The sequence below is a fragment of the Paenibacillus sp. R-74696 genome (genome assembly GCF_055814915.1).
This window is the reverse complement of sequence record NZ_JBPULM010000030.1, coordinates 176,815-189,281: the sequence shown is the minus strand read 5'-3', so window position 1 is coordinate 189,281 and position 12,467 is coordinate 176,815. Positions and strand designations below refer to the sequence as shown.

The following is a 12,467-nucleotide window of genomic DNA, read 5'->3' as shown; positions in this document are numbered from 1 at the left end:
GAATATTGAATGGGGATTTTTTAAGGCCCTAAATCAAGGAGGTTTTGTCCTACTATGAGGCTAAGAGGATTTCTTCTCGGAGGGCTTGCCGGGGCAGCCGCTGCTCTCTATGTTGCCCGCAAGCGTCCAGGTACAGCTGCACTTGCAGCGGGCGTGCTGGCGAGCGCTTGCTCATCGATTAGCCATAAGGCGATGTCCTTGTGGAACGACAATTGGACGCAAAAGGCTGTAAATACGGGCCCAAAGCGTACAGACGATACCGCCGGAAAATTCGGAGACGGCTGGGTTCAGATTGAAGCAATGATGAACAGTGATCCGGAGCTGAAACAGCAAGCCGAGGAGATCATGGCGGAATCGTCGAACACGACACATTAACCAACAGTTTCTGGAAGGAATCGTTTGAACGAGGCACTGAAAAAGTGCAGATTCGAACGATTCTTTTTGCCTATTTTAGGTGCAATCCGAGTTTGAACATGATAAAGTAGTTACATAGTTTGATTTGACCATTTTGGTCACATCTTCTTATAAATTTCATACGCTGTTACAACAGATGCTGCAGAGGAGGATCCTGTCATGAAGATCGAACGACTTAGTCAGGACAAGATAAAAATATTTCTGACGTTCGACGACCTGCTGGAACGAGGGATCCAGAAGGACGACATGTGGCGCGAAATTCCAAAGGTGCACGAACTATTCAGTGAAATGATGGATCAAGCATACAGTGAACTTGGATTCGATGCCAGCGGACCGTTAGCGGTCGAAGTGTTTGCCCTGCCGGCCCAAGGTATGGTCGTGATTGTCACTCGCGGCAAAATGAACGGAAGCTCGGAAGAGAGAACTTCCGATGATGATGACGCAGATGACGAAATCTACGAAATGGAAGTGACGCTTGAGCAAAGCGATATCGTCATGTATTCCTTTCGGGATTTCGAGGATGTTATACAGGTTTGCAGACAGCTGCAAGCCGCTGCCCTAACAGAGGATGGGCGCCTGTATGCTTACAATAATAAATATATACTGGCGCTGGAACCGGCTTTGATTGAAACGTCCCGCCATAATGCCGTTATCGCCCTGCTGGCGGAATACGGCGAAGCCACATCGGTCACTTATGCGATGCTGGAGGAGTACGGGAAAGTAATTATGCCTTCCGAGGCAGTGAAAGAAATATGCACTCATTTTTTCAACTAGGCAATGCTTAAGCGAAGAGGGCGCAATGAACAGAGCATTTGCGGGAGTGTCAAGCCTGCTGATGCTCTTCTTCTTTTTTTGTGAAAAAACAGGATTATAGTGTCCGCCGCTTCTGCTAGATAGCTCCATAGACAGGAAGACCGTAGCGGTGCGGGGGAATGTCATAATGATAATAGGTATATCCGATGCGTCCGGAGCGTTGTATAATGAAGAGGGATTGAACATCCTAATTTGTTGGACAAGCGGGATTCAAACAGCATGCTGCTGGTGATGAATTCGAAATAGATGTGAAGCGGGATATATGAATAATACGCAGTTTGGTGCAAGTATGCGAAATCCATCAAAACCGTAAAGTGGATATGCGGCTTGCCGATTATATGGCGAATAGCCGTAAATTGAGGAAGCCTCCCTATCGGGGGCGGGTGCAGCAAGGGGGTGAACAACGACGATGACGTGGATTTCTGTCTTGACAGCAGCAGTGGCACCGGGAATAGCGCTGCTGACTTATTTATATTTAAAGGACAAATACGATACGGAGCCGATTCATATGGTCGTCCGGATGTTTTTGCTGGGCGTGCTGATTGTGCTGCCGATCATGGTTGTGCAGCGCGGCTTGCAGCTGTGGTGGGGGGACAATCCGATCGTATTTTCCTTTGTGCAATCGGCTGGCGTAGAAGAATTTATAAAATGGTTCGTTCTTTATCATTTTATTTATAATCATACGGAGTTTGACGAGCCTTATGACGGCATCGTTTATGCCGCCTCCATCTCGCTCGGATTTGCGACGCTCGAAAATGTGATGTATGCCTTCCTGACACCCGCAACGTTCGGATCGCTCATAATGAGGGCGCTGCTTCCGGTATCGGGGCATGCCCTATTCGGCATTATGATGGGCTATTATGTAGGCAAAGCGAAGTTCGAAAGCAATGGCAAAAAACGCAGAAATTATATCATCGTATCGTTTCTACTGCCCATTATGCTGCACGGCAGTTATGATTGGATCATGATTACGATGCGTTCCAGCTGGATATGGTTCATCATTCCGTTCATGGCCGTGCTATGGGTCGTCGGGCTCCGAAAAATGCAGCGGGCTAATTCGCGCTCTCCGTTTCGTTTTTTGAAGCGGGATGAAGAGGTTAAATTGTAACGATGCCGTCCATACTGACAGCTAGAGGAAATTTTTCGATAAGCTGGAGGTAGGGATGGAAGCAGTCAGAGTGAAAGTGACCATTCGCTGCAATGTATGTGGCGAGAAGTTCGTTTTGCGCGGCAAGCGCGAAAGCAGCGGCGTAGATACAGGTTTCAAGCAATGCATTTGCAACAACATCGACGATCTTGATATTGAAGAACATACTTTTTAACCAAATTGAATGCATAAAGCTCCTTTCGGCAAACCAAACTAACACCAGGTTTGCACAAGAAAGGAGCTTTTTGTATGGTTTATAAACGGATAAGCGCGGTATTGTTCCCGATTGCTGCAATTTTGCTGGTCGGTTCGCTCTATTGGGGCTATCAGGAGCATCAGGAGAAAAATACGGTTTTGATGAAGGCGGAAAATCAGTATCAACGGGCGTTCCATGATTTAACTTACCATGTGGATAAGCTGCATCAGCAGCTTGGCAATACATTAGCCGTTAATTCCACATCACAAGCGTATCATCGAAAAGGGCTCGTTAACGTATGGCGGCTAACAAGCCAGGCACAAAACGAAATCAACCAGCTGCCGCTTTCGATGCTTCCATTTGACAAGGCGGAGGACTTTTTGTCGCGCATCTCCAATTTTGCCTATAAAACTTCCGTTCGCGATTTGACGAAGCAGCCGCTGTCAGAGGATGAATTCAAAACCCTCAAAACGCTATATGCCAACTCAAAGGATATTTCACAAGATTTGCAGGGCATGCAGGAAAAAGTGCTCTCCAATCATTTGCGCTGGATGGATGTCGAGCTGTCATTGGCTGCGCAGCAGGCCAAAGGCGACCAGACGATTGTGGATGGCTTCAAGGGAGTCGATAAAAAGGTAAGCGAGTATCCGGAAATCAACTGGGGACCTTCGGTTTCGAGCATGTACGAGAAGCGTCCGATCAGCATGCTGAGTGGTAAAGCTGTAACGCCGGATGAAATTAAGCAGCGCGCTGCCAAGTTTGCCGGCAAAAAAGGCGAGGGCAAGAACATTCGCGTGGAGGAAAATGGCAAAGGCACGGAATATGCTTCGTATTCCGCAGTATTGTCCGAGCATAAGTCCGGTAACTCGATTCATATGGATTTTTCGCAAAAGGGTGGCCAACTGATCGCTTATATGGATCCCCGTGATATTGGAGAGAAGCAGCTGGGCATCGAGCAAGCGAGGGCTGCGGCTGAAAAGTTTTTGAAAGAACATGGATTTGACGGCATGAAGGCAGTCAGTTATGACGCCTATGATAATGCAGGAACGTTCAGCTTCGTCGGCAACCAAGGCGATGTGCTGATTTACCCAGACAAGCTGACGATCAAGGTTGCCCTTGATAATGGAGATATAGCGGCTCTGCAGGCGAATGAATATGTTTTCGAGCATCATAAGCGGACGCTGCCAAAGGCAGGCATCTCCAAAGCAGACGCGCGCAAGGCGCTGAATCCGCAAATGAAAGTGTCGAAAGAGCAGATGGCGCTGATCAAAAACGATGATGGCAATGAAGTGTTATGCTATGAATATACGGGCCGGATCAACGATAACGATTACCGCATTTACATTAATGCAGACAACGGTATGGAAGAATCGATTGAAGTTTTGTCTTCGCTTGACAAAGTGGCAAGTTCCGGTAAATAACCTTATGGCTCCTCTCTATATGTCGTGTTATAATGACAGCATTATAGGGGGGAGCCAACTTGTTGCCGAAAATTAACCAAACGCTATTTTTCCAAATTGCTTCTTCTGATGAAGCAGAAGCTACCATTGAGTACAAGGCACGTATTGCCGAGGTGCTGGATGAAGACTTTTTGATTGAGAACCCGATAAATAGCCAAAATGGCAGAATGAAAAGAATGTTTTTGGGCGACGAGCTTTCGGTCTATTTTGTATCGGAGGACGGAATCAAGCATTTCTTTAATTCCCACGTTCTTGGTTTCCGGGAAGATGTCGTCAAGCTGGTCAAAATCCGGAGGCCGGAGCTTGATCAGATTACAAAGGTGCAGCGGCGCAATTTTCTTCGGGTAGCTGCGGAGCTTGAAATCGCAGTGAAAACGCCGGATCAGGTTCGCTTCGTGGCGCTTACAGATGATGTTGGCGGCGGCGGAATTTCGTTCATTTGCGATGGCAAATGGCCGATTTCCCAAGGTCAGGTGCTGGAGTGCTGGCTGCTGGTTCCTTATAAAAATGGTTCCATAGAGCATGCATCATTTAATGCTGAAATTGTGCGGATTGTAAATCTTGAAACGGGGCGCAATCAGGCGATGATAAAATTTGCCGGCATTAATGATTCAGACCGCCAGCGAATTATTCGTTACTGCTTTGAGCGTCAGCTGGAATTCCGCAACCGCTGAATAGCGCAGGCACCCTCTAGACATGCTATCCTTTAATAGGGATAGAAGGGAATGATTGCATGGCTCGAATGTTTGGGCAAAGCAAGAAACAGCAGGAGGGACAAGCTCCCGGCGAGTCTTTTCCAGCTCGGTTTGATCAAATAGGAAAAGGGCTTGGAATCGTGGCTGCCGCGCTGCTTATCGCCTGTTTGCTTGCGCAAACGGCGCTGCAAAGCAGCGCGGTAAGACACTTGCTGTCGGGAGCCGAGCGTATGGAAGGAACCCGTCTGAAAGGACAGGTTTCTTCATAATGCGTTCAAATACCTGAAAGTGGGGTGGAGGGGGTTTTTGCATCCGCTCGTATAGTGTGGTATAATTTTCACGTCCGCAGGCAAAGCCTGCTTTTTTATTGAGAGGTTAGCGTCGCATCTGTCACGGTGTATCAAGCCAGCCATCTCGACATAAGGGGGGTTGACTTTTAGTGATGCAGCAAGACGGTGACGGCGAGCGGATCAACATTGCTATCGATGGACCTGCTGGGGCAGGGAAAAGCACAGTAGCGCGTAAAGTTGCCGAACAATTAGGATATGTTTACATTGATACAGGTGCTATGTATCGAGCCGTGACCTATAGTTCGCAGCAGGCGGGTATTGGGCCGCAGGAAGCTGGCAAGCTGGCTGACCATGTGACACATCTGGACATTAAGCTCCAGGCTGGCAACAATGGACAGACTGTATTTTTGAATGGAGAAAATGTCACTGAACAAATTCGTTCACGCGATGTAACGCTGAGTGTGTCTCATTATGCGGCGAATGAAGCGGTTAGGCAATTTCTTGGCGCAGCCCAGCGTAGGCTGGCTGAGGAAAAAGGTGTTGTAATGGATGGCAGGGACATTGGCTCCCATGTGCTTCCAAACGCTGAGTTGAAGGTTTTTTTAACAGCATCCGTTGAGGAGCGTGCGCTTCGCAGATACAAGGAGCTAGCTGGCAAGCAGCCAGTGACGCTGGAACAGCTTGCGGAAGAAATTTCGCAGCGGGACCAACTGGATGAACAGCGGGAGATTTCACCGCTCGTCCGCGCTGAAGATGCAATCCTGCTGGACAGCACAGCGATGTCGATTGAAGAGGTCGCCGAGGCTATTGTCAAATTAAGCAGAACCAAATTGGCGGGGGCGAAGTAAACTATGTTATACCTGTTGTTCCGATTTCTTCTCCGTGTGCTTTATATATGCCTATTCCGTCTTGAAGCCAAAGGGCTTGAGAATATACCTGCTGACGGGCCCGTTATCCTATGCGCCAATCACGTCAGCAATTTTGACCCGCCTACAGTAGGTGTCAAAGTTAAACGGAAAGTCCATTATATGGCGAAAGCGGAATTGTTTAAAATTCCAGTTTTCGGGCCGCTCATTCGGGCATTTGGAGCTTTTCCAGTTAAGCGCGGAGGCGTGAGCAAAGAGGCGATCAAATCATCGATCACCCTGCTGAAGGAAGGCAATGTAATGGGGATTTTCCCAGAAGGCTCTCGCCGCAATCAAGGCGGGGAAGCGAAGAAGGGAGCCGCAATGATTGCGCTTCGCAGCAATGCGGTTGTTATTCCTGTGGCAATTGTGGGTAATTATTCCTTGTTTCGCAAAGTAACGGTCTATTATGGCAAGCCGGTTGATCTTACCGCATTTATTGATGATTCCTCACCGGATAAGCTGGACCGTCTGACTGATGCGATTATGAAGGACGTTCGCGCTCTTATTGCAGCGAACAAATAAACATAGCTGTTTTAAATGCTGCTTAATGTTTTACTTTAGAACGTTGGCGGATTTAAATAAATTTGTAAGTTGAAAAGTTGTTGGATGAATTGAGGAGGTTATTTCAATGTCAGAAGAAACCAATGTGCAAGAGTCCGCAGTAGCGGAAAATCAAGAGGCTATGGATAATTTCGTATCCTTGAAAAAAGGGGATACAGTTAAAGGTTCGATCGTCAAAATCGAAGATAACCAAGCTTACGTAAGCCTTGGATATAAATATGACGGTGTTATCCCGATTCGCGAACTGTCCGCAGTTCAATTGGATAATGCAAACGATGCCGTACAAGTAGGCCAAGAGGTTGAGCTTAAAGTTATCAGCATTGATGACGAGAAAGAAAAGCTTGTTCTTTCCAAGAAAAGCGTAGATGGAGAGCGCGCTTGGGATTCGCTTCAAGCTCGTTTCGAGAGCGGCGAAGTATTTGAAGTTGTCGTAGCTGACGTTGTAAAAGGCGGCCTTGTCGCTGATGTTGGCGTGCGCGGCTTTATTCCAGCTTCGATGGTTGAGCGTCATTTTGTAGAAGATTTCAGCGACTACAAAGGCCGCACACTTCGCGTAAAAGTGAAAGAAATCGACCAAGAAAACGGCAAAGTTATCTTGTCTGCGAAAGAAGTATTGGACGCAGAATTCGAAGGCAACAAACAAAAATTGATCGCGGCTCTTGAGCCAGGCCAACAGCTTGAAGGTACAGTTCAGCGTTTGACACCATTTGGTGCATTCATTGATATCGGCGGCGTTGACGGTCTTGTTCACGTTTCCGAGCTTTCATGGCAGCACGTTGCTCATCCTAAGGATGTAGTAGCTGAAGGTCAAGCGGTAACGGTTAAAGTGCTTAAAGTTGATCCGGCTGCTGGTAAAATCAGCCTAAGCATCAAAGCTGCTCAACCAGGTCCTTGGGAAACAGCTGGAAGCCAATTCAACATTGGCGATATCGTAACAGGTACAGTTCGTCGCCTCGTTACTTTCGGCGCATTCGTTGAAATTGCTCCAGGCGTTGAAGGTTTGGTTCACATTTCCCAAATCGCTCACCGTCATATTGCGACTCCTTTCGAGGTATTGCAAGAAGGGCAAGAAGTTCAAGCGAAAGTTCTTGACTTCAACCCTGCTGAAAAACGCGTTAGCCTGAGCATCAAGGAAACAGAAGAAGCTCCTGAGCAACCGCAAAAGCCAGAAAGACAACAACGCGAGCGCGCTCCTAAACAAGAGGAACTGAACAATCCTAATGTTAGCTTGAACAGCCAAAGCATGAGCTACTCGCTGGCTGAGCGTTTCGGCGACAAACTGAATAAATTGAAATAATTCGTTTACAGGTATTCTCTCGAAAGGCCAGGCAGCTGCTTGGCCTTTTGTTTTTTTATATAAGCATTTATATACCTCATTAATAGGGTGATATTATGACTATACATAAGCAATTGGAACGCATTAGGCAAAAGCTGAAGACCGCAGCTCTGACCGATGCAGACCATCAGCTATTTGGGGCGAGAAGCCATACATATGCAATGAACAGCCCGCTTAGCCTCGATGAGCTTCGTCAGTTTGAACAAGCGAATGGCGTCAATTTACCTGAGGAATTTTCAGCTTTTTTAATGCATATTGGAAATGGCGGTGCTGGACCCTATTATGGTATCCATCCATTAGGGACGAAGCAGGCTATTGATCTGGATCGAATAGGTGAGCCTTCTCCTTTGCAAGCAGCAATGACTAAGGAGCAATGGGAGAGCGAATATCCTTGGATCAAGGATGAAAGCGTATTAAGCGATGAAGAATACGAAAAAGCGAGCGCAGAACTATTCCAAGGACTGGTCAATATAGGGGAACAAGGCTGCACATACGAAACGATGCTGGTCATTACAGGCAAATACCGTGGAAAAGTCGTTTATATTGATCTCGATTATCAGAAGCCGTTCGTGACCTATGAAGCCCATTTTTTAGACTGGTATGAGCGCTGGCTAGATGAAGTCATTGCCGGGTATGTAACGAGCTGGTTTGGTACGAGGCGTGGTGGAGATGATAAACAGCTATTTGAATTGTATCAATCTACAGCGGATGAACGTGTGAAAATCGAGGCTTTGGATGGCATGTTTAAGCTAAAGGAGATTTCGCAGGAGACGATTAGCTTTTTAATAGACGTGTATGCGGGACCTTCCATAGCCTTGCGATGCCTGTCGATGCAGGTGCTTGCAAAAATGAATGTGGCTGAGGCAGAAATTTTCATTAGGCAGGAGCTCACAAGCAGCCATGCTGAAAATCGTGTGCGTGCCATACAGTGCATTCATTGGTATATGCCAAAAGGAGATTCACGCTTTAATCAGGAATTAATTGCGCTATTCTCAAAAGAGTCAGATGAGGAGGCGTTTCGCTTCATCTGTTATATTTTGCAAGCAGCCGGTGTTGACTTACTGCCCATGCTCCAGCCTTTTTTCAAGCATCCGAATGAAGAAATTCGCGTGCAGGCTGTATATCAGGCGGGACAATCGGATAAAAAAGCAGATTATGTTCCCGATTTTATACAATTGCTTGATGATCCGGCGGTTAGAGTACAGCATATCACCTTGCAGGCACTGTCTGGAGTGACTAATCCGGTACTGCTCCCTATATATGAGCGTCTGCTGCAGCAGCATAAGACTGACAAAGATTATATTCGGTCTAATATTGAGAGACGGCTTAAGGAGTTTCCGTATAACTCTATGGAGCAGCTTGATAAGATGCTTTCTTCAGCCTTAAAACAGGTTGGCAAGCTGTTTGGAAAAAAATGATGAACTTTAAATGCATGAACTGTAATGGAGGTTGTTCCTAATGTTTCATAATTAGGAATAGCCTCTTTTTTTTGGCGCATAATAGCTTCACGTGGGGTGATTTGGCTGTGAACGAAGGATATTTGTCGTTCTGGATTATGAGTATGGCTTTCATATTAATGATGACAGGCTGGGCGGAATATGTCGGAGCAGGGCGCTCAAAGTTGTTCGTTGCTGCCTTGTGTCTACTTGCGCAGCCACTTCATTATCTTGTAACCGTTTATGGGACAGCCATTGAGATTTATGGGAGTGTTATGGTTGCGGCGGCTGCTGTCTGCTGGACGCTGCGCAGAGGAGCAGCCGGAGAATCCAGACGATACCTGCTGTTATGCGCTTGCTTGACCGGTATTATTTTGGGCGGTATTCAGAAGCTGTATCGGCTTGATCCGGTATTTTATTGGCTTGACCCCGTTTCAGATGGAGGCCTGTTAGGCGGACTGCTCGCAGCTGCTTTTTCGGTGAAGGCGGGCCATCAATTTGGCCTATTGCTGCTCGCGGAAATAATGGCGGAATTAGCGAATGGGCTGTTATCAAGCGGCGGTTACATGGCTAGAATTGGCTCCTTGGCTTGGTGGGACAGCTTTTGGCTTGCTTTTGCTTGTGCGCGGATCATTAGTATTGCTTTCTATTTGCTCCGCGCTTCTTACAGCAAGGTATCTGGAGCGGGCTGGAGAAATAAAGGAGGGAGCTCCCCGAAATGAGCCACTATTTAATTGTAAATAAGCATCTGCTAGGTGTATTGCTTGGAATGGCATTCGGTATTATAGCAAGGCTGCTGATGCTGAAAACCGATTATCGCCAATATCCGACTTATCCTCACGGAAGGATTATCCATATTTCTCTAGGCGTCATTGCTGCGGCGCTTGGGGCAGTGGCTGTTCCGGCGCTATACAGTAAAGACTATACGGCGATTACCTTTTTATCACTAGCCGCACAGCAATTTCGGGATGTCAGAAAAATGGAGCGCGAGACGCTGACGAAGATCGACAGCTTGGAGCTCGTCAGCCGTGGGGCAACTTATATAGAGGGCATCGCTATGGTGTTTGAAGGCCGCAATTACCTCGTCATTATGTCATCACTGCTTACTAGTCTTTTCGCTGTAATGGTCAATCTATGGGTTGGTCTGCTGGCAGGAGGAATATCGCTGCTGATCGTCCATCATTTTCGTTCGGGCAAAACGCTGTCGCACATTATTTCGGCGGAAACAGCTGAGGTGCGCGTGGATGGGCCGGATTTGCTCGTCGGCGATATATATATTATGAATGTGGGGCTGAAGTCAAATCAGGATATTATCCGTGAGCGCGGAATGGGCTTTATATTGACACCTCTGAACGCAAACAGCAAGGTTACCATGGGTAATTTGGGCCAGCGTCAAGCGATTTTGTACGATTTGGCTACGATGCTGGGTGTTTACCGTGATGATGGCGAACCGGCCTTAATTCCTATGGCAAAGCTCGATATGAAGGATGGCAGACTTGCCGTATTTATGCTTCCGCAGGACAAGGACAAGAGCAAGGCGCTCAAGGTTATCGGACGCGTTCCGATTCTCGAATCGGCTGTACGCATGCCTACAGAAGCAAAAGTCAATAAGCAGGAGGGCTGAAAATGGCGAATATTGTAGCAGTCGTTTCGAGCAACCGGGATGTCTCAGGAGGCGGTGCACCAATCTTTTTCGCAGGCAGCGAGCAGGAATTGGAGCAGACTGCTTTTCTGCTGGAGAAGATTTTGAATGCGAATGCCCACAATCTTAAAAATGGCGTCATTATCCTCGTTAATCACCTTTAAGATGAAAAGTTAGCCAAGGCGGCTGTTTTTTGCTATGATGGTAAGCGTGAGAATTACTGAAGGAGTGAATCGATAACTATGGCAAGACCTGTTATCGCCATCGTCGGGCGCCCGAATGTGGGTAAGTCTACCATATTTAATCGGATAGTCGGCGACAGGCTGGCAATTGTAGAAGATAAGCCGGGGGTTACGAGGGATCGGCTGTACGGCACCGGAGAATGGAATGGCATAGCCTTTAATATTGTAGATACAGGCGGCATTGAAATTGATGGTGAAGATGAGATTATGAAATCGGTTCGGATGCAAGCCGAGCTGGCAATTGAAGAAGCGGATGTCATTATTTTCATGGCAGATGCGAAAGCGGGCCTCACCCATTCGGATGAAGAAGTGGGACAAATGCTGTTTCGCTCCCGCAAGCCTGTCGTACTCGCTATTAACAAGGTGGACAATGCGGGACGTATGGACGAGGTTTATGAATTTTATGGTTTGGGCTTTGGCGAACCGATTGCGATTTCCGGTTCCCATGGCATGGGCATTGGCGATTTGCTGGATGCTGCCGTATCGAAGCTGCCAGAAATTGAAGAGGTTGAATATGAGGACGACGTGATTCGCGTTGCCTTAATTGGACGTCCAAACGTAGGCAAATCCTCACTTGTTAATGCGCTGCTTGGCGAAGAACGCGTTATCGTCAGCAATGTAGCAGGTACAACTCGCGACGCCATCGATACGCCTTTCGAGCGCGATGGACAGAAGTATGTGCTGATCGACACAGCTGGTATGCGCAAGCGCGGCAAAGTGTATGAATCTACGGAAAAATACAGCGTTATGCGTGCGATGAAAGCGATTGAACGCGCTGACGTTGCCCTCATCTTGATTAGTGGTGAGGAAGGCATTATTGAGCAGGACAAGCACATTGCTGGCTATGCGCATGAAGCGGGCAAAGCGTCTATTTTTGTTGTAAACAAATGGGATGTCGTCGAGAAGGACGAGAAAACGATGCAAGCTTTCTCGCAGACGATTCGCGACCACTTCCTGTTTATGTCGTATGCGCCGATCGTTTATTTATCCGCGCTGACGAAGTCCCGTCTGCATAAGCTGCTGCCTGTCGTGAATCACGTATCGGAGCAGCATGCTTTGCGCATTCAGACGCATCTGCTGAATGATATTGTTGGAGATGCGGTTGCTTACAACCCGCCGCCGACGGACAAAGGCAAACGTCTGAAAATCAACTATGTGACACAAGTGGCGACAAAACCGCCGACGATTGTCATTTTCGTCAACGAGCCAGAGATGATGCATTTCTCATATGAGCGTTATTTAGAAAATAAAATACGGGCAGCGTTTAATTTTGAAGGCACGCCGCTACGGTTATTTACACGTCGCAAGTCAGACGAGGATTAGGGGA

Annotated in this window: 15 protein-coding genes; all 15 read left to right on the top strand. The window is 47.4% G+C overall.

From position 1 onward, the window contains the following. Window positions 1-54: 54 nt before the first annotated feature. The 15 genes from ACSR9A_RS12645 (at window position 55) to der (ending at window position 12,463) form a co-directional block, all read left to right on the top strand. Window positions 55-375 carry a hypothetical protein gene (locus tag ACSR9A_RS12645; RefSeq protein ID WP_473757546.1) on the top strand — a complete coding sequence of 107 codons (321 nt, stop codon included), beginning with the start codon at window positions 55-57 and terminating at the stop codon, window positions 373-375. A gap of 198 nt (window positions 376-573) precedes the next feature. Beyond that, complete coding sequence (locus ACSR9A_RS12640; RefSeq protein ID WP_046232007.1) at window positions 574-1,188, top strand: genetic competence negative regulator; 615 nt, start codon at window positions 574-576, stop codon at window positions 1,186-1,188. 448 nt (window positions 1,189-1,636) lie between these two features. Next, the gene (gene prsW, locus ACSR9A_RS12635; protein ID WP_341278190.1) at window positions 1,637-2,335 is read left to right on the top strand and encodes a glutamic-type intramembrane protease PrsW; all 699 of its coding nucleotides are present in this window, start codon (window positions 1,637-1,639) and stop codon (window positions 2,333-2,335) included. Between the two features lie 55 nt (window positions 2,336-2,390). Further along, window positions 2,391-2,549 carry a hypothetical protein gene (locus ACSR9A_RS12630; RefSeq protein WP_338551755.1) on the top strand — a complete coding sequence of 53 codons (159 nt, stop codon included), beginning with the start codon at window positions 2,391-2,393 and terminating at the stop codon, window positions 2,547-2,549. Between the two features lie 74 nt (window positions 2,550-2,623). Next, window positions 2,624-3,991 carry a germination protein YpeB gene (ypeB, locus tag ACSR9A_RS12625; protein WP_473757544.1) on the top strand — a complete coding sequence of 456 codons (1,368 nt, stop codon included), beginning with the start codon at window positions 2,624-2,626 and terminating at the stop codon, window positions 3,989-3,991. Window positions 3,992-4,050: 59 nt separating this feature from the next. Further along, entirely contained in the window at window positions 4,051-4,704 is a 654-nt protein-coding gene (locus ACSR9A_RS12620) for a flagellar brake protein (RefSeq protein ID WP_473757542.1), read from the top strand. A 59-nt stretch (window positions 4,705-4,763) separates the two neighbouring features. After that, entirely contained in the window at window positions 4,764-4,994 is a 231-nt protein-coding gene (locus ACSR9A_RS12615; protein WP_473757540.1) for a hypothetical protein, read from the top strand. A 173-nt stretch (window positions 4,995-5,167) separates the two neighbouring features. After that, window positions 5,168-5,863 carry a (d)CMP kinase gene (gene cmk, locus ACSR9A_RS12610; protein WP_473757998.1) on the top strand — a complete coding sequence of 232 codons (696 nt, stop codon included), beginning with the start codon at window positions 5,168-5,170 and terminating at the stop codon, window positions 5,861-5,863. 3 nt (window positions 5,864-5,866) lie between these two features. Next, complete coding sequence (locus ACSR9A_RS12605; protein WP_473757539.1) at window positions 5,867-6,445, top strand: lysophospholipid acyltransferase family protein; 579 nt, start codon at window positions 5,867-5,869, stop codon at window positions 6,443-6,445. Between the two features lie 106 nt (window positions 6,446-6,551). Beyond that, window positions 6,552-7,781 (top strand): 30S ribosomal protein S1, encoded by a 1,230-nt coding sequence (rpsA, locus tag ACSR9A_RS12600; protein ID WP_341278185.1) that lies wholly within the window; start codon window positions 6,552-6,554, stop codon window positions 7,779-7,781. A 95-nt stretch (window positions 7,782-7,876) separates the two neighbouring features. After that, window positions 7,877-9,238 (top strand): SMI1/KNR4 family protein, encoded by a 1,362-nt coding sequence (locus ACSR9A_RS12595; protein WP_473757538.1) that lies wholly within the window; start codon window positions 7,877-7,879, stop codon window positions 9,236-9,238. Between the two features lie 107 nt (window positions 9,239-9,345). Beyond that, complete coding sequence (locus tag ACSR9A_RS12590; protein ID WP_473757537.1) at window positions 9,346-9,978, top strand: YphA family membrane protein; 633 nt, start codon at window positions 9,346-9,348, stop codon at window positions 9,976-9,978. Then, window positions 9,975-10,880 (top strand): YIEGIA family protein, encoded by a 906-nt coding sequence (locus ACSR9A_RS12585; protein WP_473757536.1) that lies wholly within the window; start codon window positions 9,975-9,977, stop codon window positions 10,878-10,880. The genes ACSR9A_RS12590 and ACSR9A_RS12585 overlap by 4 nt, the downstream gene beginning before the upstream one ends. 2 nt (window positions 10,881-10,882) lie before the next feature. Beyond that, the gene (locus ACSR9A_RS12580; protein ID WP_046232017.1) at window positions 10,883-11,062 is read left to right on the top strand and encodes a capping complex subunit for YIEGIA; all 180 of its coding nucleotides are present in this window, start codon (window positions 10,883-10,885) and stop codon (window positions 11,060-11,062) included. A 78-nt stretch (window positions 11,063-11,140) separates the two neighbouring features. Further along, complete coding sequence (gene der, locus ACSR9A_RS12575; RefSeq protein WP_341278181.1) at window positions 11,141-12,463, top strand: ribosome biogenesis GTPase Der; 1,323 nt, start codon at window positions 11,141-11,143, stop codon at window positions 12,461-12,463. The last annotated feature ends 4 nt before the right edge of the window (window positions 12,464-12,467 follow it).

Bases quoted from the DNA above. Each gene is read 5' to 3' on its own strand.
- ACSR9A_RS12580 (WP_046232017.1), top strand. From the start codon at position 10,883: ATGGCGAATATTGTAGCAGTCGTTTCGAGCAACCGGGATGTCTCAGGA.
- ACSR9A_RS12605 (WP_473757539.1), top strand. From the start codon at position 5,867: ATGTTATACCTGTTGTTCCGATTTCTTCTCCGTGTGCTTTATATATGC.
- ACSR9A_RS12585 (WP_473757536.1), top strand. From the start codon at position 9,975: ATGAGCCACTATTTAATTGTAAATAAGCATCTGCTAGGTGTATTGCTT.
- prsW (WP_341278190.1), top strand. From the start codon at position 1,637: ATGACGTGGATTTCTGTCTTGACAGCAGCAGTGGCACCGGGAATAGCG.
- ACSR9A_RS12595 (WP_473757538.1), top strand. From the start codon at position 7,877: ATGACTATACATAAGCAATTGGAACGCATTAGGCAAAAGCTGAAGACC.
- ACSR9A_RS12615 (WP_473757540.1), top strand. From the start codon at position 4,764: ATGGCTCGAATGTTTGGGCAAAGCAAGAAACAGCAGGAGGGACAAGCT.
- ACSR9A_RS12630 (WP_338551755.1), top strand. From the start codon at position 2,391: ATGGAAGCAGTCAGAGTGAAAGTGACCATTCGCTGCAATGTATGTGGC.
- ACSR9A_RS12645 (WP_473757546.1), top strand. From the start codon at position 55: ATGAGGCTAAGAGGATTTCTTCTCGGAGGGCTTGCCGGGGCAGCCGCT.
- ypeB (WP_473757544.1), top strand. From the start codon at position 2,624: ATGGTTTATAAACGGATAAGCGCGGTATTGTTCCCGATTGCTGCAATT.
- cmk (WP_473757998.1), top strand. From the start codon at position 5,168: ATGCAGCAAGACGGTGACGGCGAGCGGATCAACATTGCTATCGATGGA.
- rpsA (WP_341278185.1), top strand. From the start codon at position 6,552: ATGTCAGAAGAAACCAATGTGCAAGAGTCCGCAGTAGCGGAAAATCAA.
- der (WP_341278181.1), top strand. From the start codon at position 11,141: ATGGCAAGACCTGTTATCGCCATCGTCGGGCGCCCGAATGTGGGTAAG.
- ACSR9A_RS12640 (WP_046232007.1), top strand. From the start codon at position 574: ATGAAGATCGAACGACTTAGTCAGGACAAGATAAAAATATTTCTGACG.